The sequence below is a fragment of the Lederbergia graminis genome, from assembly GCF_042655485.1.
GTDB lineage: Bacteria > Bacillota > Bacilli > Bacillales > Bacillaceae_C > Lederbergia > Lederbergia graminis.
The window spans coordinates 186876-208936 of the sequence record NZ_JBHSMC010000029.1 but is presented as its reverse complement, the minus strand read 5'-3'; the positions used below and the strand labels follow the sequence as shown (position 1 = coordinate 208936).

At 36.1% G+C, this 22061-nt stretch carries 19 protein-coding genes and 1 riboswitch; of the genes, 18 read left to right on the top strand and 1 reads right to left on the bottom strand.

Annotated elements, in window-relative coordinates:
* Window positions 1-63 precede the first annotated feature (63 nt).
* From ACFPM4_RS19040 to ACFPM4_RS19005, 8 genes are all read left to right on the top strand, one after another.
* Entirely contained in the window at window positions 64-1761 is a 1698-nt protein-coding gene (locus tag ACFPM4_RS19040) for a long-chain-fatty-acid--CoA ligase (RefSeq protein WP_382355309.1), read from the top strand.
* Between the two features lie 528 nt (window positions 1762-2289).
* The gene (locus tag ACFPM4_RS19035) at window positions 2290-2871 is read left to right on the top strand and encodes a TetR/AcrR family transcriptional regulator (protein WP_144927759.1); all 582 of its coding nucleotides are present in this window, start codon (window positions 2290-2292) and stop codon (window positions 2869-2871) included.
* Window positions 2872-2916: 45 nt separating this feature from the next.
* Window positions 2917-3690, top strand: coding sequence for an enoyl-CoA hydratase (locus tag ACFPM4_RS19030; RefSeq protein ID WP_144927762.1), 774 nt, complete (start codon window positions 2917-2919; stop codon window positions 3688-3690).
* Window positions 3691-3712: 22 nt separating this feature from the next.
* Window positions 3713-4477: an electron transfer flavoprotein subunit beta/FixA family protein gene (locus ACFPM4_RS19025; protein WP_382355304.1), complete on the top strand. Its 765-nt coding sequence runs from the start codon at window positions 3713-3715 to the stop codon at window positions 4475-4477.
* 30 nt (window positions 4478-4507) lie between these two features.
* Window positions 4508-5488 carry an electron transfer flavoprotein subunit alpha/FixB family protein gene (locus tag ACFPM4_RS19020; RefSeq protein ID WP_382355301.1) on the top strand — a complete coding sequence of 327 codons (981 nt, stop codon included), beginning with the start codon at window positions 4508-4510 and terminating at the stop codon, window positions 5486-5488.
* Between the two features lie 111 nt (window positions 5489-5599).
* Window positions 5600-5914: a thioredoxin gene (gene trxA / locus ACFPM4_RS19015; protein WP_144927771.1), complete on the top strand. Its 315-nt coding sequence runs from the start codon at window positions 5600-5602 to the stop codon at window positions 5912-5914.
* Between the two features lie 62 nt (window positions 5915-5976).
* On the top strand, window positions 5977-7749 hold the full coding sequence (uvrC, locus tag ACFPM4_RS19010) for an excinuclease ABC subunit UvrC (protein ID WP_382355297.1): 1773 nt from the start codon (window positions 5977-5979) through the stop codon (window positions 7747-7749).
* Window positions 7750-7795: 46 nt separating this feature from the next.
* Window positions 7796-7979, top strand: a riboswitch (Lysine riboswitch).
* A gap of 150 nt (window positions 7980-8129) precedes the next feature.
* Window positions 8130-9359, top strand: coding sequence for an aspartate kinase (locus ACFPM4_RS19005; RefSeq protein WP_382355294.1), 1230 nt, complete (start codon window positions 8130-8132; stop codon window positions 9357-9359).
* Window positions 9360-9763: 404 nt separating this feature from the next.
* Here the strand turns inward: ACFPM4_RS19005 and ACFPM4_RS19000 are convergent, their stop codons facing one another.
* On the bottom strand, window positions 9764-10216 hold the full coding sequence (locus tag ACFPM4_RS19000) for a YslB family protein (protein WP_144927780.1): 453 nt from the start codon (window positions 10214-10216) through the stop codon (window positions 9764-9766).
* 260 nt (window positions 10217-10476) lie between these two features.
* Here ACFPM4_RS19000 and ACFPM4_RS18995 point away from each other — a divergent pair, with 260 nt between their 5' ends.
* From ACFPM4_RS18995 to ACFPM4_RS18950, 10 genes are all read left to right on the top strand, one after another.
* On the top strand, window positions 10477-11103 hold the full coding sequence (locus ACFPM4_RS18995) for a succinate dehydrogenase cytochrome b558 subunit (protein ID WP_144927783.1): 627 nt from the start codon (window positions 10477-10479) through the stop codon (window positions 11101-11103).
* A 51-nt stretch (window positions 11104-11154) separates the two neighbouring features.
* Entirely contained in the window at window positions 11155-12915 is a 1761-nt protein-coding gene (sdhA, locus tag ACFPM4_RS18990; RefSeq protein WP_382355289.1) for a succinate dehydrogenase flavoprotein subunit, read from the top strand.
* 2 nt (window positions 12916-12917) lie between these two features.
* Window positions 12918-13685 (top strand): succinate dehydrogenase iron-sulfur subunit, encoded by a 768-nt coding sequence (gene sdhB, locus ACFPM4_RS18985; RefSeq protein WP_382355286.1) that lies wholly within the window; start codon window positions 12918-12920, stop codon window positions 13683-13685.
* A gap of 360 nt (window positions 13686-14045) precedes the next feature.
* Window positions 14046-14270, top strand: a complete 225-nt coding sequence (locus ACFPM4_RS18980) for a helix-turn-helix domain-containing protein (RefSeq protein WP_144928815.1) — start codon at window positions 14046-14048, stop codon at window positions 14268-14270.
* A 100-nt stretch (window positions 14271-14370) separates the two neighbouring features.
* Entirely contained in the window at window positions 14371-15504 is a 1134-nt protein-coding gene (locus ACFPM4_RS18975; RefSeq protein ID WP_382355283.1) for a M20 family metallopeptidase, read from the top strand.
* A 134-nt stretch (window positions 15505-15638) separates the two neighbouring features.
* Window positions 15639-17705: a bifunctional aldolase/short-chain dehydrogenase gene (locus ACFPM4_RS18970; RefSeq protein WP_382355280.1), complete on the top strand. Its 2067-nt coding sequence runs from the start codon at window positions 15639-15641 to the stop codon at window positions 17703-17705.
* Between the two features lie 78 nt (window positions 17706-17783).
* Window positions 17784-19205: a rhamnulokinase gene (rhaB, locus tag ACFPM4_RS18965; protein ID WP_382355277.1), complete on the top strand. Its 1422-nt coding sequence runs from the start codon at window positions 17784-17786 to the stop codon at window positions 19203-19205.
* Between the two features lies 1 nt (window position 19206).
* Window positions 19207-20487, top strand: coding sequence for an L-rhamnose isomerase (gene rhaA, locus ACFPM4_RS18960; protein ID WP_382355274.1), 1281 nt, complete (start codon window positions 19207-19209; stop codon window positions 20485-20487).
* A 55-nt stretch (window positions 20488-20542) separates the two neighbouring features.
* On the top strand, window positions 20543-21310 hold the full coding sequence (locus ACFPM4_RS18955; protein WP_382355271.1) for a DeoR/GlpR family DNA-binding transcription regulator: 768 nt from the start codon (window positions 20543-20545) through the stop codon (window positions 21308-21310).
* Window positions 21311-21330: 20 nt separating this feature from the next.
* A complete protein-coding gene (locus tag ACFPM4_RS18950) occupies window positions 21331-22059 on the top strand; it encodes a (Fe-S)-binding protein (protein WP_144928827.1) in 729 nt (242 codons plus the stop codon).
* Window positions 22060-22061 lie beyond the last annotated feature (2 nt).

The following is a 22061-nucleotide window of genomic DNA, read 5'->3' as shown; positions in this document are numbered from 1 at the left end:
CTTCAAGTTGATTGTAATACATTTACTGTCTAACGGTTTTCTCTAAGATAAGGGGGGGATTGAATGGAAGCGAAGCCTTGGTTAAAGCTTTATCCCGAATCAATACCAACAACGCTGGATTATGAAGAGAAACCAGTCCAAACTTATCTAACCGAAGCAGCTCGAAAATACCCGGATAAAGTGGCTGTCCATTTTATGGGCAAAGAGATGACATATCGTCAAGTGTATGAAAGTGCCTTAAGACTATCCAATTATTTAATTAGTATCGGTATTAAAAAAGGTGATCGTGTAGCAATTATGCTGCCTAATAGTCCTCAAGGAGTAATAAGTTATTACGGTATTTTATATGCTGGCGGAATAGTAGTCCAAACAAATCCATTATATACAGAACGAGAATTAGAATATCAAATTAATGACTCAAGAGCTAAAGCAATAATCTCATTAGACATTTTGTACCCCCGTATATCCAAAGTATTGAAGCATACGAAATTGGATCATGTTATCATTACCGCTATCAAAGATTACCTACCATTTCCAAAGAATCTTCTTTACCCATTTATTCAAAAAAAGCAAACAGGAATAGTAGTGCAATTAAAGCATGAAGGTAATATCCATCTCTTTAAAAAAATAATGTCCGTCTCGCAACCTGAACCACATAGGATAGAATTTGATTTTGAAAATGATTTAGCACTTTTACAATACACGGGTGGAACGACCGGACATCCAAAAGGAGTAATGCTCACTCATAAGAATCTAATTGCTAATGCAACTGCCTGTGATGCATGGTTATACAATGCCAAAAAAGGGGAAGAAAAAATATTAGGTTTGCTTCCTTTTTTCCACGTATATGGGATGACCACAGTCTTAATTTTGGCAGTTATGCAAGGATATAAAATGATTCTTCTACCTAAATTTGAAGTAGAAACAACATTGAAAACAATTCATAAGCAACGTCCAACCATTTTTCCAGGTGCACCAACGATTTATATCGGCTTGTTAAATCATCCTGATTTAAGCAAATATGACCTAACATCAATTGAATCATGTATTAGTGGTTCTGCTCCACTACCAATCGAAGTGCAACAAAAATTTGAAGAAGTTACAGGTGGAAAACTGGTAGAAGGCTATGGTTTAACCGAATCTTCACCGGTAACACATGCGAATTTTATTTATGGTAAAGAGCGTGTGAAAGGAAGCATAGGTGTTCCTTGGCCTGATACAGATGCAAAGATTATATCTGCTGAAACTGGTGAGGAAGCAGCACCAAATGAGATTGGTGAAATTGTTGTAAAAGGACCACAAGTAATGAAAGGATATTGGAATCGTCCTGATGATACCGCTGAAACCTTAAAAGATGGTTGGCTCTATACAGGAGATATGGGGTATATGGACGAGGAAGGTTATTTTTATGTAGTGGATCGAAAGAAAGATATGATAATTGCTGGAGGGTTTAATATTTATCCTCGTGAAGTAGAGGATGTTTTATACGAACATCCTGATATTCAGGAACTAGTAGTAGTTGGAGTTCCTGATGCGTATCGTGGTGAAACTGTGAAGGCATTTATCGTTTTAAAAGACGGGTCTAATATAACCGAAAAAGAATTAGATGAATTTGCACGAAAGAATCTGGCTGCATATAAGGTTCCGAAAATATACGAATTTCGCAAAGAGCTTCCTAAAACAGCTGTTGGAAAAATACTACGAAGAGTACTTGTAGAAGAAGAAAGGAAAAAACAAGAAGAAACAAAGATATTAGAATAGGAAAATTCTCTTTCAGACTGTAGACGTACTCAACAAAATCGAATTAGTCTACAGTCTTAGCATTAAGGGCGAGACCTGCAGGAGCCCGAGGCTACGAGGAGGCTTGCCGAATGCCCCCGGAACCATGCCCCTGATGCGGAAATTATAACGATTTTTCTTTTGTGATTCTTTCATAATTGAAAAAGTCGCCGGATATTACACTCACGAGCATGTTGAGACAATCTGAAAGAGCCGTTCTTGGCTCTTTTTTCATTTGGCTCTGTTAAAGTTCATTGTTGTTAACAATTTAGTTGATTGTAGCGGATGTACACGAGACTCCTGCGGGAACAGTACGAGCCGAAGATCCACTTGGCAAAGCGGTTTTCTTTGCCAAGTTAGCTGAGGACGTGCCCGCGGAAAGCGAGTGTACAGGAGCGAAAATCAACAACAGAGATTAACAGAGCTTTTCATTTAGGAATGAAATAGGATTTCCGTCATAGAATGATGAATGAATACTCATTCAGTTAACAATGGAAAAGTGGTGTTAACATGAAACGTAATAAGCCCAAATATATGCAAATTATCGATGCGGCTGTCATTGTCATTGCCGAAAACGGATTCCATCAGTCACAAGTTTCAAAAATAGCAAAACAAGCAGGTGTAGCTGATGGAACTATTTATCTTTACTTCCATAATAAAGAAGATATTTTAATCTCTGTATTTCGTGAAAAAATGGGTATGTTTGTACACAAGATAACAGAAGAGATTGAAAAAAAAGAAACGGCTTCTGAAAAATTACTAGTATTAATTGAACATCACTTTAAAAATTTAAGTGAAAATCCGAAGTTAGCAATCATTACACAACTAGAACTAAGACAATCTAATAAAGAATTAAGACAAAAAATCAACGATGTTTTAAAGGACTACTTATTTGTAGTGGATGAAGTAATAAAATATGGCATAGAACGTAATGAGTTTACTCAAATAGTGGATGTTAGACTAACAAGACAAATGATATTCGGTACAATTGATGAAATTATCACAAACTGGGTTATTAATGAACAAAAATATGATTTAGTAGAATTAGCACCAGCTGTTCAACGACTTTTATTAAATGGTTGTGGAAAATAATAAAAAACTTTCATGTTTGTACATAGAGGAGGAATATAGTGTAGTATGGAAAATTTAACTCTTAAAAAGGAAAATTCCGTTGCAATTATTTCTATTAATAGACCACCAGCAAATGCACTTTCATCTAATTTAATAAGTGAAATTTCTAGCATTTTAGATGAAATAGAGCATGATCAACAAATTCGATCTGTAATCATCCGTGGTGAGGGACGATTCTTTTCAGCAGGAGCAGATATTAAAGAATTTACCCAAGTAAAAAGTGGTGAAGAATTCTCTATATTGGCTGAAAGGGGGCAGCAAACTTTTGATAAGATTGAAAAGTTTCCAAAGCCAATTATCGCCGTAGTCCATGGAGCTGCTCTCGGTGGTGGTTTGGAGCTTGCGATGGCATGTCATCTTCGTCTTGTTAGTGATACTGCTACATTAGGTCTACCGGAATTACAATTAGGAATTATACCTGGATTTGCTGGTACACAACGTTTACCAAGACTAGTTGGTCCTGCAAAAGCAGCGGAAATGATGTTGACAAGTGAACCTATTACAGGAAAAGAAGCGGTTAAATGGGGATTAGCTAACAAATCATTTCCTGAGGATGAGCTGTTTGAGCAGGGAATGGTAATGGCAGAAAAAATCGCTAAGAAAAGTCCTATCGTGTTACGTGCGGTTATTGAACAATTACAATACACAAAAACGAATCAATTTGATAAAGGTGTGAAACGTGAAGCAGAACGATTTGGGACATTATTTAATACGGAAGATAGGAAGGAAGGTATACAAGCATTTTTAGAAAAGCGTGAACCTAATTTTAAAGGAAAATAGACGAAATGTAGGAGGGGAACGTATGAATATTTATGTCTTAATAAAAAGAACATTCGATACGGAAGAACGTATCAGTATTAATAATGGAGAAATCAATGAGGATGGGGCAGAATTCATTATTAATCCTTATGATGAATATGCCATAGAAGAAGCGATAAGGGTTAGAGATGAACACGGTGGTGAAGTAACTGTTGTAACAGTTGGATCAGAAGATGCAGAGAAACAATTAAGAACTGCTCTTGCAATGGGGGCAGATAAGGCGACACTCATTAATATTGATGAGGATGTAGAAGAGTGTGATCAGTATACAATTGCTAAAATTATAGGTGAATATTTATCTGATAAGGAAGCGGATTTAATTCTTGCTGGAAATGTAGCAATTGATGGTGGTTCTGGTCAAGTAGGTCCTCGTGTAGCAGACATTTTAGGAATACCTTATATCACTACGATTACGAAGCTAGAGATATCAGGGAAAGAAGTTAAAGTTGTTCGCGATGTGGAAGGAGATTCAGAGGTAATCGAATCTACACTACCACTATTAATTACGGCCCAACAAGGGTTAAATGAGCCACGATACCCATCTTTACCTGGAATTATGAAAGCAAAGAAAAAACCATTAGAAGAAATTGAACTTGATGATCTAGATTTAGAGGAGGAAGATGTATCTGCAAGAACAAAAACAATTGAAGTATTTCTCCCACCAAAGAAACAAGCAGGAAGAATTATTACAGGTGAAATAGAAGAGCAAGTGAAGGAGCTAGCTAACTTGTTAAGTAAAACGATTTAAGAATTAGTATGTTCTTGGGAGGGCTAGAAAATGGCGAAAAAAATACTTGTACTTGCAGAAGTGCGTGATCATTCACTTAGAAATGTTTCGTTTGAAGCAATTGCAGCGGGTAGACAACTTGCGGAAAGTGGTCAAGTGGTTGTAGCTTTATTAGGAGAAAAAATAGCTTCGCTCGGCACTGAGTTACTTCATTATGGGGCAGATCGTGTACTTGTAGTGGAAGATGAGAAGTTAAAGAATTATAGTTCTGATGGTTACTCACAAGCCTTATTAGAAATTGTGAACCAGGAAAACCCAGAAGGGATTATTATTGGACATACAGCTTTAGGTAAAGATCTAGCACCAAAAATTGCAAGTAAGTTAAATGTAGGCCTAATTTCTGATGTTACTTCAATTGAGGTGGAAGATGATGATGTCATCTTCACTAGGCCTATTTATTCAGGTAAAGCTTTTGAAAAAAAGAAAACGTTAGATGATGTTGTCATTATTACTATTAGGCCAAATAATATTGAAGCATTGGATAAAGATGGATCTCGAAGTGGTGAAATAGAAAAGATTTCTGCAAATATTACAGATTTACGAACCATTGTGCAGGAAGTAGTACGCAAGGCAAGCGATGGTGTTGATTTGTCAGAGGCTAAAGTTGTAGTTGCAGGGGGACGCGGAGTTAAAAGTGCAGAGGGGTTCGAACCACTAAAGGAATTGGCCTCTGTACTAGGTGGAGCAGTTGGCGCTTCACGAGGTGCATGTGATGCGGATTACTGTGATTATTCCTTGCAAATTGGCCAAACAGGAAAAGTTGTTACACCAGACTTGTATATTGCTTGCGGAATTTCAGGTGCTATTCAACATTTAGCTGGGATGAGCAATTCAAAGGTTATTGTAGCTATCAATAAAGATCCTGATGCGAATATCTTTAATGTAGCCGATTATGGAATTGTTGGTGACTTATTTGAAGTAGTTCCTTTATTAACAGAAGAGTTTAAAAAAATAAAAGCAGCTACCTCATGAAAATTAATTAAATGGTAAGAGTAATTATTGAAGCAAATTGTTAGCAAGATGACAATTCTGGTGATATACTGTCCTTAGCTTTATAATGTATATAAAGAGGAGGTAATAATTATGGCTATTACACATGCAACAGATGCAACTTTTGCTGCGGAAACGGGCGAAGGATTAGTATTAGTAGATTTTTGGGCAACTTGGTGCGGACCTTGTAAAATGATTGCACCTGTTTTAGAAGAACTTGATGGAGATCTTGACGGGAAAGCAAAAATCGTCAAAGTTGACGTCGACGAAAACCAAGAAACTGCTAGTAAATATGGAATCATGAGTATTCCAACTCTTATTGTAATGAAAGATGGCGAAACGGTTGATAAAGTAGTTGGTTTCCAACCGAAAGAAGCTCTAGCTGAATTACTTAATAAACATATGTAAGACATATAAATCCGAGCTTGGTTGCTCGGATTTTTTTCATACGTTTTTTGGAGTGGTAGAACATGAATGAAATAATTAAAAATAAACTAGCAATATTGCCAGATCAACCTGGCTGTTATTTAATGAAGGACCGTCAAAATACAATTATTTATGTTGGAAAAGCAAAAATACTGAAAAATAGAGTTAGATCCTATTTTACTGGTTCTCATGATACGAAAACGCAACGCTTGGTTAGTGAAATTGAAGATTTTGAATATATTGTAACTTCCTCTAATATCGAAGCATTAATTTTAGAAATGAACTTAATAAAGAAGCATAATCCTAAATATAACGTCATGCTGAAAGACGATAAAAGTTATCCATATATCAAGATAACGAATGAACGACATCCAAGGCTAATAATTACAAGAAAAGTCAAAAAGGATAAAGGTAAATATTTTGGACCGTATCCGAATGCTCTTGCCGCAAATGAAACAAAAAAACTACTTGATCGTTTATATCCACTAAGAAAATGCAATACCATGTGTGACCGAGTTTGTTTATATTATCATTTAGGTCAATGTTTAGCACCAAGTGTAAATGAAGTATCGGAAGAAACATATAAGCAAATGACGGATGAGATTACAAGATTTTTAAATTGTGGTCATACAGAGATTAAAGAGAACCTGCAGAAAAAAATGCTAGAAGCAGCAGAAAAGTTAGAATTTGAACGTGCAAAAGAATATCGAGATCAAATAGCAAACATCGAAACAACAATGGAAAAACAAACAATGATGTCTGCTGATTATACAAGCCGTGATGTTTTTGGTTATGCCTTAGATAAAGGTTGGATGTGCGTACAGGTTTTCTTCATTAGACAAGGAAAACTAATTGAACGAGATGTTTCATTATTTCCAGTTTATCGAGAGGAAGAGGAGGAATTTCTTACTTATTTGGGGCAGTTCTATTCACAATCAAATTATGTGAAGCCAAAAGAAATATTAATTCCTGAAAATGCTGATAAAGAATTAGCTGAACAATTATTGGATCTTAAAGTATTACAACCGAAAAAAGGTCAGAAAAAAGATTTAGTTAATTTAGCTATGAAAAATGCCAAAATTGCCTTAGATGAAAAATTCTCTCTCATTGAACGTGATGAAGATCGTACTATTAACGCAGTGGATAAATTAGGAGAGGCCATGGGGATTTATACTCCGCATCGTATTGAAGCATTCGATAACTCCAATATCCAAGGTACAGACCCTGTTTCCGCAATGGTAGTTTTTATTGATGGTAAACCTGAAAAACGAGAGTATCGTAAATATAAAATAAAGTCAGTGCAAGGACCAGATGATTATGAATCCATGCGTGAAGTTGTTAGAAGAAGATACACTAGGGTATTAAAGGAGAAGCTCCCATTACCTGACTTAATCTTAATAGATGGTGGTAAAGGTCAAATTGATGCTGCTAAGGAAATTATTGAGGATGAATTAGGGCTAACAGTACCAGTTGCTGGCCTTGCAAAAGATGAAAAACATCGCACTTCTCAATTGTTATTTGGTAATCCACTTGAGATTGTTCCGTTAGCAAGAAATAGCCAGGAATTTTATTTGTTACAAAGAATTCAAGATGAAGTCCACCGCTTTGCTATTACTTTTCATCGACAATTACGAGGGAAATCGGCTTTTCAATCAACACTTGATGAAATTAAAGGTATTGGACCTGTACGGAAGAAAAAGTTGCTACGCCATTTTGGTTCATTAAAGAAGATGAAGGAAGCGACAGTGGAGGAAATAGTTGAATTAGGAATTCCAAGCGATATTGCAACTACTCTAAAAGAAAATTTAGATAAATAGGTATTGTGTAATTAATTGCACAATGATATAATAAGTGCAATTTCATAGAAAAGATAGAGGTGCAAATCATCAATAGTAAGTATTTGGAGAAGGATGGGCTTCCATGATAAATACTGAAAGGGACGATTTGCCGAAGTGAAGGAAAACCCATAATATTCTTCGCTGGTCCTGGGTTTAAGAAATGCAGGATTGTCATAACGATTTCTACGTTATGGAGAGCTATCTCATGTTGTGATATATTTATCTATATGTGCGTTTCACAAGCAATGAGAATACTCTCATTGCTTTTTTATTTTAAATGCAGAATGTCCAAAAAAAGTCTGAATTGGCCGTTCGATATGTTAAGGTGAAAACTACTATCATGGAAAGAAGGCAAGGTAATGGGTACGATTGTAATCAAGTTTGGCGGCACTTCTGTCGCAACTACGGAAAAAATTCAACATGTTGCTAAGCGAATTATCGACTTAAAAAATTCTGGGAAAAATGTTGTAGTTGTTGTGTCTGCTATGGGAAAAACAACAGATCATCTATTACAACTAGCTGGTGAAATTACAGAAACACCTGCAAAAAGAGAGATGGACATGCTTCTAACAACTGGAGAGCAAGTAACCATTTCACTACTGTCTATGGCACTTATTGAAAAAGGTGTACCAGCAGTTTCGTTAACAGGTTGGCAAGCTGGGATTATAACGGAAAGTGTCCATTCAAATGCTCGGATACTCGATATAAAGACAAATCGTTTGGATGAATTATTACAAGAAGGCAAAGTAGTAGTAGCTGCAGGATTCCAAGGAATTACTGAATCAGGAGAAATAACTACGCTTGGAAGAGGTGGCTCAGATACAACTGCTGTTGCAATAGCAGCTGCACTAAATGCGGAGAAATGTTTAATTTGTACGGATGTAACAGGAGTATTCACTTCAGACCCACGATATGTGGAAGGAGCAAGAAAGCTTTCAGCTATCTCTTATGATGAAATGCTGGAATTGGCAAACCTTGGCGCAGGAGTATTACACCCACGAGCAGTGGAATTTGCTAAAAACTATAATGTTTCACTAGAAGTTAGATCAAGCACAGAAAATGAAGATGGCACAGTTATTGAGGAGGAAGTTTCAATGGAAAATAATTTAGTAGTTAGAGGAGTAGCGTTTGAAAAGGATATTACAAGACTTACAATTTTTGGATTAAGCAATCAATTAACTGGGCTATCATCAGTGTTTACTGTTTTAGCAGAAAATCATATTGATGTAGATATTATTATCCAAAGTCAAACAGATACAAATACAACAAACCTATCGTTCTCTATCAAAAATAAAGATCGTAAAGAGGCTGTGAATGTTCTTGAAAGCCAAAAAGAGACAATTGGATTTGAACATATTGAATATGAAGCTGGACTAGCGAAAGTATCAATCGTAGGAGCGGGAATGGTATCTAACCCTGGAGTGGCTGCGCAAATGTTTAATATTTTAGCAGAGAAAAATATCCAAATTAAGATGGTTAGTACATCTGAAATTAAGGTTTCAGCAGTTATTGAAGAAGATAAAATGGAAGAAGCAGCTAATATTCTCCATGATGAATTCAAGCTATCTGTAGGGCAAGAAGTTCGATAATTGAAATGAAAGAAGTAGATGGGATAGAATTATTTATATGAGTTGTAATTCCTAATAAATATTAGTGTAACTATACCGCTGGTGAAATACACTTTGCTTTCCACGGGCTTAGAAAAGCGAAATGTGCTTGCTAATCGCACAAGATTGGTCTCACCGAGGCCCTTGCTCCGCTGGAGTCTACGTGTATTTCCTCAGCTGGTAAGTTTGCATTCTTAGTAGATTACGCTTCTAAAAAGTTTACTTAATGCGACTACCGTGAGAATTGTTTGTAGAAGAAAACATTAGAAGGACTACTAGCCGATTTTAAACCTATAGAAAAAAAGCCAACTAGCTTGAAAACAACTCAAGTTATAGTTTGGCTTTTAAATAATATCTACAATTTTTTGTTATAGTCATGAATAATATTATAAAACCTCATCGTGTTTGTCCCAGCGAACTGTTATTAGGACAATGTTTTTCTTTAATATGGTTTCGGCATGTGCTTCTGTTACGACATGTTTTTGTTTTTCAATTTGTTCAGCAATAAATCCTGCTTCGAGCTGGAAAGTAGCATCTTGGTTCATGTGTAATCGTCTTTCTACGATTGGACCACTTAGTTCTAGTTTCATTTCATTTTTGTTTTCATCTATTACATTTAGTTGACCCCATGCAGCTTCTTGGAAAAAGGAAGAGATTTCCTGTATGGTTAGCAGTGGAAAATTACGTGCTAAGTTTTTTCCTGCCCAATAAGAGATTTCTGCTGTATCCTTACCGAGAAGGCTGGGAATTAAAATATCTCGTAACAATTCATATCCAAAAACGGGTATGGACTCTTTTCCATCCTGTTGTTGTTCTTGATTAAATGAAGTAGATTTCACTCTATTCCCCTCTTTCTATATACATATTATATACTAAAATGGAACAGTTTTTTATATTTTTTATGAGAAAAGATTGAAAGTATATAGAATAAAATAGGAAACGGAAAATGAAAACGTTGCCTTGACGCTTTTCGTGGGGGGGAGTAGAATAAAGATGACACAGAATTGTATAGAACATTTTGTGTAATTGGACATGTCGAAATTTATAAGAGAATCATGTCTGAAAATGCAGACGCTTAACTACTAAGGGGGGGAACTTTATGGCAGGGAAAAATGAATTTTATTGGCGTAGGCTGCACTCGTTACTAGGAGTAATTCCTGTAGGATTATTTTTAGTACAGCACTTAGTTATTAATCATTTCGCTACACGTGGCGAAGAAGCATTTAACAAAGCATCTGACTTTATGGGTAATTTACCATTCGTTCATATTCTTGAGTGGGTTGTTATTTACATACCGTTATTGTTTCATGCCATTTTGGGAATTTATATTGCCTTCACGGCTAATAACAATCCTGTAAAATTAAGCTTTTTTCGTAACTGGTTGTTTACGATTCAAAGAATTACAGGAATCATATTAGTATTCTTCATTGCCTGGCATGTATACCAAACAAGAATTCAAAAAGCTTTAGGTGCTGAAGTAAACTTTGAAATGATGGAGAACATTTTAACTAATCCAGTAATGCTAATACTCTATTTAGCTGGTATTCTAGCAGCTACTTTCCATTTATCCAATGGATTATGGTCCTTCCTAGTTCGCTGGGGAATTACGCAATCACCTAAATCTCAGCGCATTTCTTCCTGGATTATGACAGGTGTATTTATTGTAGTTTCTATCATTGGGGTAAGAGCAGCATTAGCATTTGTTTATCCAAATCTATTCGTATAAGCATTCGATCTAGTGAGAGAACAACAGAGAAAAAAAGGAGTGAGTCGCACGATGAGTAATAATAAAATCATCGTGGTCGGCGGGGGATTGGCCGGCTTGATGGCAACAATCAAAATTGCAGAAGAAGGTAAACAAGTTGATCTCTTTTCACTTGTACCTGTAAAAAGATCACACTCAGTATGTGCACAAGGTGGTATTAATGGTGCAGTAAATACGAAGGGTGAAGGCGATTCACCTTATATACATTTCGATGATACGGTTTATGGTGGAGATTTCTTAGCAAATCAACCACCAGTTAAAGCGATGTGTGAGGCAGCTCCAGAAATTATTAATTTATTTGATCGTATGGGTGTAATGTTTAATAGAACACCAGAAGGTCTGTTGGATTTCCGTAGATTCGGAGGAACTCAACATCACCGTACAGCATTTGCTGGTGCGACTACCGGCCAACAATTACTATATGCTCTTGATGAGCAAGTTCGTCGTCATGAAGTAGCAGGTTTAGTAAATAAATATGAAGGCTGGGATTTCTTAGGTATTATTAAAGATGATGAAGGCGTTTGCCGTGGTGTCGTTGCTCAAAATATGACAACAATGGAAATTCAATCATTCCCTGCAGATGCAGTCATTATGGCAACTGGTGGACCTGGAATCATTTTTGGGAAATCGACTAACTCAGTTATTAATACTGGGTCAGCAGCTTCCATCGTTTACCAACAAGGAGCTACTTATGCTAACGGAGAGTTTATTCAAATTCACCCTACAGCTATCCCAGGAGATGATAAACTACGTCTAATGAGTGAATCAGCTCGTGGTGAAGGTGGTCGTATTTGGACATATAAAGACGGAAAACCATGGTATTTCCTAGAAGAAAAATATCCTGCATATGGAAACTTAGTACCACGTGATATTGCTACACGTGAAATCTTCCACGTATGTGTAGATTTAAAACTTGGAATTAATGGAGAAAACATGGTTTATTTGGACCTTTCTCATAAAGATCCACATGAACTGGATGTTAAACTTGGTGGAATTATTGAGATTTATGAGAAATTTACTGGTGACGATCCACGTAAAGTTCCGATGAAAATCTTCCCTGCAGTTCACTATTCGATGGGTGGTTTATGGGTTGATTATAATCAACATACAAACATACCTGGATTATTTGCTGCTGGTGAATGTGATTATTCTCAACATGGTGCGAATCGACTTGGAGCAAATTCCTTACTATCAGCTGTGTATGGTGGTATGGTTGCTGGTCCAGAGGCCGTTAAATATATCAGTGGCTTAGATAAGAGTGTAGATTCTTTACCATCTTCCGTTTTCGAACAAGCAGTGAAACACGAACAAGATAAATGGGAAGATATTATGACAATGGATGGAACTGAAAATGCATATGTCATTCATAAGGAATTAGGTGAATGGATGACAAATAATGTGACGGTTGTTCGTTACAACGACAAGCTAAAAGAAACAGATAATAAGATTCTTGAATTAATGGAACGTTGGAAAAACATTAATATTAATGATACAAACAACTGGAGTAATCAGGGTGCACTATTTACTAGACAATTATGGAATATGCTACAGTTAGCGCGTGTAATTACAATTGGAGCATTAAACCGTAATGAAAGTAGAGGAGCACACTATAAGCCAGAATTCCCTAATCGTAATGATGAGGAATGGCTAAAAACAACAATGGCAAATTATAATCCTAATACGGACTCACCAGAATTCAGTTATGAAGAAGTTGATGTTTCACTAATTAAGCCTCGTGAGCGGAACTATGCAAAACAGAAAGAGGTGAAGTGAGAATGAGCACAAATAAAAAAGTTACATTTATTATTACTCGTCAAGATAATCCTGAATCACAACCTTATGAGGAAAAATTCATTCTCGACTACCGTCCAAATATGAACGTTATTTCTGCATTGATGGAGATTCGTCGTAATCCTGTTAACGCAGAAGGGAAGAAAACAACTCCTGTTAATTGGGATATGAACTGTTTAGAAGAAGTGTGTGGGGCTTGTTCCATGGTTATTAATGGTACTCCAAGACAATCATGTACAGCTCTTATAGATCAACTTGAACAACCAATTCGTTTAGCACCTATGAATACATTCCCTGTTGTTCGTGATTTAATCGTGGATCGCAGTAGAATGTTTGACTCATTGAAACGAATTAAAGCATGGATTCCGATTGACGGTACTTACGATTTAGGGCCAGGACCTAGAATGCCAGAAAGAAAACGTCAATGGGCTTATGAGCTTTCAAAATGTATGACATGTGGCGTTTGCTTAGAAGCATGTCCTAACGTTAATAGTAAATCAAACTTTATTGGACCGGCATTTTTGTCGTTAGTTCGTCTTTATAATGCACACCCAACTGGAGCGATGAATAAGGATGAACGTTTGGAAGCTTTAATGGATGACGGAGGAATTTCTAACTGTGGTAACTCACAAAACTGTGTAGAAGTTTGTCCGAAGGGAATTCCATTAACCACTTCCATCGCAGCAATGAATCGTGCTACAAATATTCAAATGTTCAAGAACTTCTTTGGTAGCGACACAATGGTTGAATAATAGTTCGTTAGTTAAGAAAGGATATCCATTTTTGGATATCCTTTTTTTTTATGAAAGCATAGGAACCTCTTTATTAGTATTGCATTATACTGTAGTAAGGGAAAATGGGACTATTCGTTCTTTGCCAGAGGGAGATATAGTTTAGAGTAATGAGACGTGAAGTCCACTGTGGACGGGAGAAATATGTGGAAAGCTGAATTTATAGTAGATGTGGAAAAAAATCGGTCTTTTCCGCCTAATTGGCTATTTCTTGCCTTCATGATGTCACTCACATTATTTACCTCACATATGATAAGGTGACAATCAAAAATACCCATCCCCGCGGTTTAAAGCTGGCGAAGGCAAGGAGGGTTATCATAGTTGAAGGAGAATGAATTCACACACAAACCGCTGCTTACAAAAAGAGAAAAAGAAGTCTTTGAACTGTTAGTGCAGGACAAAACAACAAAAGAAATAGCAAATGATCTTTTTATTAGCGAGAAAACAGTTCGAAACCATATATCCAACGCCATGCAAAAGCTCGGAGTAAAGGGAAGATCCCAAGCTGTTGTAGAACTTTTACGCATGGGAGAACTAAAGCTATAATACACAAAACCGGTCCAATTTTTGGCCGGTTTTGTCCATAAAAAGGAAAAAATCATTTAAATTTGTACATAAAAACCATTTATTACATGGAGATGTTCAAATGAAAAATTATATAGAAGAGCACTCAAATGCTATGTTGAACTTAATTGAAGAGTTAGTCAATATTGACAGTGGGACTTATGATAAAGACGGTGTGGACAAAGTAGGTAATGTTTTAATCGAGGAATATATGAAATTGGATTTTCATATTGATCGATATAGTGAGAAGATGTATGGCGATAATTTAGTAATCCGCCATAAGGATGCCGTTGAACCAGAAATTCTTATCATTGCACATTTAGATACGGTATTTAGTAAAGGTACAGCAATAAAGCGTCCTTTTAGACAGGAAAATAATTATGCTTATGGTCCAGGAATAATCGATATGAAATCCAGTCATGTTTGTACACTTTTTGCATTAAAAGCATTAATAGCATGCAATAGTAAAGGATATAAGAATATCGAATTAATTTTGAACACTGACGAGGAAATAGGTTCAGTATGTTCTAGAAGATTAATAGAAAAAGTGGCAAGGACTAAAAAATTTGCATTGATCATGGAACCAACGTTTTCTGGAGCAGTTGTAACTGCTCGAAAAGGTGGCGGAAAATATCATTTGAAGATTAAGGGTAAATCTGCTCATGCTGGTATCGAACCGGATCAAGGGATAAGTGCAATTGAAGAACTGGGACATAAGATTTTAAAGCTTCATCGACTAACTAATTATTCTAAAGGCATTAGTGTAAATGTTGGACTAGTAAGTGGTGGGACATCGATTAACACGATTGCTCCTTACGCAGAAGCGTCTATCGATGTACGAGTTGAAACAATGGAACAAGCTACTTTTATTGAAGATGAAATTAAAAGAATTTGCAGTAAATCTGATGTACCTGGAACTCATCTTGAACTTAGTGGAACTATTACAAGACCACCAATGATACCAAATTCAGCATCAAAATCATTATTTAGCCTTGTTCAGCAAGTGGCAAAAGAGCTGGGCTTTGACCTTTCAGCAGAAAAAAGAGGCGGGAAATCAGATGGTAATCTAACTGCAGCGATGGGTATTGCAACTGTTGATGGCTTAGGTCCTGTAGGTGGAAAAGCACACACAGAGGATGAATATTTATATATCCCCTCTTTAATGGAAAGAACATTACTTTTAGCAAAAATTATCGATCGGCTTTCTAGAGAATAATAAATAGGTGTATTTCCTTATTACAAACTAAACATAAATCAAATAACAAAACAAAAATATTCAAAAGTAATTGCAACAAAACAAAGAATTGATTACAATTAAATCAAAATAATTAAATTATAGTGGAGGTAGCTGTGGTTAAGAATCTTTGGGATAAAATGAAAGCGGAAACAATCGTGGCTGGATTAGATGAACTTGTATACCGTTCCAATTTGTTAGGATCAGATCGGGCTGTTTGTAATTGGGGTGGTGGAAATACTTCAATGAAAACAATTGAAAGGGATTTCAAGGGCTCTGAGATTGAAGTAATGTGGGTGAAAGGAAGTGGCTCTGATTTAGCAACGATGGGAGCAAGTAATTTCACTGGATTAAGGTTAGAGGATATACATCCTTTACTTGAACGTGAAGATATGTCTGATGAGGAAATGGTAGAATACTTGTCTCATTGTATGATAGATAGCAAACATCCGAGAGCATCTATTGAAACATTACTACATGCTTTTCTGCCATTTAAACATGTGGATCATACACATCCAGATGCTATTATTAGTATTTGCTGCGCAGATAATGGAAAGCAAATTGCAGAGGAAATCTTTGGGAATAGATTTGTATGGGTCCCGTATATACGTCCAGGATTCAAACTTTCAAAAATGATAGCAGAGGGTGTTCGCAATAATCCACATGCAGAACTTGTCTTAATGGAGAAGCATGGTTTAGTGGTTTGGGGAGATAGTTCTGAAAGTTGTTATCATAAGACAATTTCCATCATCAATGAAGCTGAAAGTTTTATTCAATCAAAGGTACATAACAACTTGTTTGGTGGCAAAAAGTACGAAAGTTTACCTGAAGAAGAACGGAAGGATCTTCTAGCCAAAATAATGCCTATTATTCGTGGTGCAATTAGTAATGAGAAAAAAATGTTACTCCACTATGATGACTCTAGCAAAATATTAGACTTTGTAAATAGTGTGGATGCACCAATATTAGCTAATGTCGGAGCAGCATGTCCAGATCATTTAGTGCATACGAAAAGAGTTCCATTATTTATAGATTGGGACCCTGCTTCCAAGAATATTAGTAACCTAATTGAAAAGATAAAAGAAGGAATAAATCAATTCAAAAAAGAGTATGAACTATATTTTGAACAAAATAAAAATGAAGGAGACATTATTGCAGAAACAGCCCCGAGAGTAATATTAATTCCGGGAGTCGGTATGATTAATACTGGAAAGTCTAGTTCTTTAGCGAAGGTAAGTGGGGAGTTATACCACCGAGCAATTGCTGTAATGCAAGGTGCTTCAGTTCTTGGCAATTTTGTTTCCTTAAATGAGAAGGAATCGTTTGATATAGAATATTGGCCATTAGAATTATACAAGCTGTCATTAGCTCCGAAAGAAGCAGAGTTTTCTAGAAAGGTAGCTTTTATTACGGGCGGAGCAGGTGGAATTGGTAGTGCAACTTGTAAGAGATTAGCAGCTGAAGGTGCACATGTAATTGTTACAGATCTGAATTTGGAAGGTGCAGAAAGAGTTGCTGCTGAAATTAATCAACAATATGGAGAAGGACGAGCTAAAGCGCTTAAAATGGATGTCTCAAGCGAGGAACAAGTCCAAGAGGCTTACAAGCAAGCAGTTCTCACTTATGGTGGTATAGACATAATAGTAAATAATGCAGGTTTAGCAACTTCAAGTCCCTTCGAAGATACATCATTAAAAGAATGGGAATTAAATATGAATGTATTGGGTAAAGGTTATTTCCTAGTTGCTCGTGAGGGTTTTAAACTAATGAAGAATCAAAATAATGGAGGCAATATGGTCTTCATTGGATCAAAAAATTCAATTTATGCAGGAAAAAATGCCTCAGCATATAGTGCAGCAAAAGCATTAGAAGTACATTTAGCTCGATGTATTGCTACTGAAGGTGGACAGTATGGGATTAGAGTTAATTCTGTTCTACCAGATGCTGTATTGCAAGGCTCTGCAATTTGGGATTCGAATTGGCGTGAAGAACGTGCACAAGCATACGGAATACATCCAGATCAATTAGAAGAACATTATCGCAAAAGAACTACCTTACAAGTGAACATATTTCCAGAAGATATCGCAGAATCTGTTGCATTTCTTGCCTCATCCAAAGCAGAAAAAACAACCGGTTGTATGATTACTGTGGATGGTGGAGTACCTGCTGCATTTACAAGATAAAAAAACTTCTATCAGGGATAAATATACTGATAGAAGTTATGAAGAAAATAAAGCGCTTACTTAATAAGGAGGTGCAGGATGAAATATTGTTTAGCAGTAGATATTGGTGCTTCGAGTGGGAAAGTGATGCTTGGTCAACTGAATAGTGACCGATTATTATTGCGTGAAATTCATCGCTTTGACAATCAGTTGATTTATAAAAATGGACACTATTGTTGGGATATTCAATCACTTTTTCAAGAAATAAAGACGGGGGTAAAAAAGTGTCAACAACTTGGTATCTCACCGAGTACGATTGGAATAGACACATGGGCTGTAGACTTCGTGCTCTTAGATGAAAATGATCAATTAATAACCGATGCAATTGCATATCGAGATCCACGAACAGATGGAATGATGGAAAAAGTATTATCCATCATAAGTAAAGAAAAATTATATGGGATTACGGGAATACAATTTCAAAAGTTTAACACCATTTATCAACTCTATGCTGTAAAAGAACAGGACCCTGAATGGTTAAAAAGAGCACAACATTTTCTCATGTTACCAGATTATTTACACTATTTATTAACCGGTGTGAAAGTAAATGAGTATACAAACGCCACTTCTACTCAATTGGTGAATGTATTATCACAGAATTGGGATCATGAGATTATTAGTAAACTCGGAATTAATCAACGCATATTCGGTGAGATAAAACAACCACAAACAATTCTTGGAACTTTACAAAAGGAATTAGTTAAAGAATTTGGCTTTGATATGGAAGTGATTTTACCAGCAAGTCATGATACTGCTTCAGCAGTTATATCAGTTCCTAGTACAGAGGATACAATCTATATTAGTTCTGGTACATGGTCATTAATGGGAGTTGTGAATGATTTACCTATTTGTAGTACAGAAGCAATGGAAATGAATTTTACGAATGAAGGAGGAATTAATGGTCAATATCGTTTCTTAAAAAATATTATGGGGTTATGGATGATTGAAGAGGTGAGGAGAAATTTTGGACATGCTTATTCATACACGGATTTTATGAAAATGGCTAGCCAATTTCCTGACTTTCAGTCACTTGTTCATGTTGATGACCCAAGGTTTCTAAAACCAGAAAATATGGTAGAGGAAATCCAAGCTTATTGTAGAGAAACAAATCAGCAAGTTCCAATACATCCAGGGGAAATAGCAAAATGTATATATGATAGTCTTGTAGATTGCTATGAGAATACAGTCAATGAACTAGAGACAATTTTAGGAAGAGAATTTAAGACGATCCACGTAATTGGCGGTGGGAGTCAAAACCATTTATTAAATCAAAAACTTGCAGATAAGACGAGAAAAGAAGTATATGCTGGTCCGATAGAAGCTACAGCGATTGGAAATTTACTTGTTCAAATGCTGGCTATTGGTGAAATTGATGATGTAAATAAAGCTAAACATATCATAAAAAATTCCTTTGAATTAAAAACGTATTTTCCAGCAAAGGAATTCAAGGAGGAGAGGTAAAGTGAGTACGGAAAAACATTTTAATTTAGCGAAAAAAGAGTATGAAAGATGGGGAATAGATGTAGAGGAAGCATTTGAAAGGCTTAGTAAAATACCAATTTCAATTCATTGCTGGCAAGGGGATGACATTGGTGGTTTTGAGGTTAATAAAAGTGATCTTTCTGGTGGAATTGAAGTAACTGGTAATTATCCTGGAAAAGCTACAACTCCAGAAGAATTACGGATGGATTTAGAAAAAGCTTTATCTCTTATTCCTGGGAAACATAGAATAAATTTACATGCTATTTATGCAGAAACTGATGGTGAAGCGGTTGATAGAAACCAAATAAAACCAAAACATTTTGAGAGATGGGTACAATGGGCAAAAAAACAAGGTGTCGGATTAGATTTTAATCCAACTTTATTTTCACATGAAAAAGCGAATGACGGTTTAACTTTAGCTCACCCCAATCCAGATATTCGCAAGTTTTGGATTGATCATTGTATTGCTAGTAGGGAGATAGGTGAGTATTTTGGTAGGGAGTTAGGAACTCCGTGTTTAACGAATATATGGATTCCTGATGGCTATAAAGACACTCCTAGTGACCGTTTAACGCCTAGAAGACGTTTAAAAGAATCACTTGATACCATTTTTGAAGCTCCAATCGATGAAAATTATAATATTGATGCAGTAGAAAGTAAGTTATTTGGAATCGGTTCTGAAGCATTTGTTGTTGGTTCACATGAATTTTATTTAAGTTATGCTTTAAAAAATCGAAAACTTTGCTTACTCGATACTGGCCATTTCCATCCAACAGAGATGGTATCCAATAAGATATCCGCGATGCTATTATTTAATGATAAGTTAGCGTTACACGTTTCACGACCAGTGCGCTGGGATAGTGATCATGTCGTTACATTTGATGATGAATTAAGGGAAATAGCATTAGAAATAGTTCGAAACGATGCTACCGAAAAGGTTATGATTGGACTTGACTTTTTTGATGCAAGTATTAATCGTGTTGCAGCGTGGACGATTGGGACAAGGAATATGTTAAAAGCATTGCTGTATGCATTGTTAATGCCTCATGTGCAGTTGAAACAATATCAAGAAAATGGAGATTTTACAAGAAGACTAGCATTATTAGAGGAGTTTAAAACATATCCATTCGGTGCAATTTGGGATGAGTATTGCAAAAGAAATAATGTTCCTATTAAGGAACAATGGCTTGAGAAAGTGGAAGAGTATGAGGCTACTGTTCTTTCGAATAGAGAAGCTAAAATACACTCTGATGTTCACTAATATACATTATAAAGAAGAAACATGATCTTAATTTATGGATAATATGAGGTGCACCATGCTTGTAGCAGAAAGGCATATGAAAATTGAACAATTAGTAAATGAAAAAGAGAGTATTCGAGTTTCGGAATTAAGTAGGATTTTTCAAGTAACAGAAGAAACAATCCGTCGTGATCTAGAAAAGTTAGAGTCAGAAGGGAAGTTACAGCGCAGTCACGGCGGAGCAGTAAGTATTAAGCAGAAAACTTCATTTGAAGTTCCTTATTTCGAACGTGAAATTAGAAATATGGAGGAAAAGAAAGCAGTTGCAGAAGAGGCGGTAAAAAGGATAGCAGTAAATGACCGTATTATTTTGGACGCAAGTTCTACTGCTTGGTATATGGCGAAGAGAATCCCTGATATTCCACTGACAGTATTAACGAATTCGATGAAAGTAGCAATGGAGCTTTCTACTAGAGAAAAAATTACGCTGCTTTCTTGTGGTGGGATCTTATTATCGGAGTCATTATCATTTGTTGGACCAATTGCATTGAGTACGTTGGAACGGTATCGGGTTCATAAAGCGTTTATTTCCTGTACAGGTATAGAACAAGTACGTGGTTTAAGTGATGCGAATGAAATGCAGTCGATTGTTAAAAAGAAAATGATTGAAATAGCAGATGAAGTTTATTTACTAGCTGATTACAGTAAGTTTGGAGTGCAATCCTTCTCACAAATAGCATCTATTAATTCGATTGATTATATTATTACTGATTCTAAGACAGATAGTATGAATATAAACACGTATCGTGAATTAGGAATTGATATAACTTGTTGTGATGATTAAATGATGAAAGCGGGGATGGTGTGAAGGTTTCTCTTTTTATCACTTGTTTGGCAGATGTTTTTTATCCCCAAGTGGGTAAAGATGTAGTGGAGATTTTAGAGCGATATGGATGTGAAGTTGATTTTCCAACTGCGCAAACATGTTGTGGTCAACCTGCTTATAATAGTGGTTACCATCAAAATACTAAAGCAGTAGCAAAGCACATGATTAACACATTTTTGGAAGCTGATTATGTTGTTTCGCCGTCGGGATCTTGTGTATTAATGGTTCATGAATATGTCCATTTATTTCAAGATGAAGAAGATTGGCGTATAAAAGCGCAGAAGCTCGCGGATAAAACATATGAATTTACACAATTTCTTCATGATGTACTCCAAATTCAAGATGTGGGTGCGAATTTTCCAGAGAAAGTAACATATCATTGTTCCTGCCATATGACGAGATTGCTAGGTGTTAAGGAAGCTCCTATTAAATTGCTGGAGCAAGTGCAAGGATTAGAATTTGTCGAACTCCCAAATAAAGAGATTTGTTGTGGATTCGGGGGTACCTTCTCTGTAAAAATGGTTCCGATTTCAGAACAAATGGTAGATGAAAAAATAAGTCATATTGAAGAAACTGGTGCGGATGTATTAGTTGGTTCTGATTGTGGCTGTTTGATGAATATCGCTGGCAGAAAGGATCGGATTGGGAAACAGTTTAAAGTGATGCATATTGCTCAAATTCTTAATAGTACAAAAAGTGGTGAATAAAA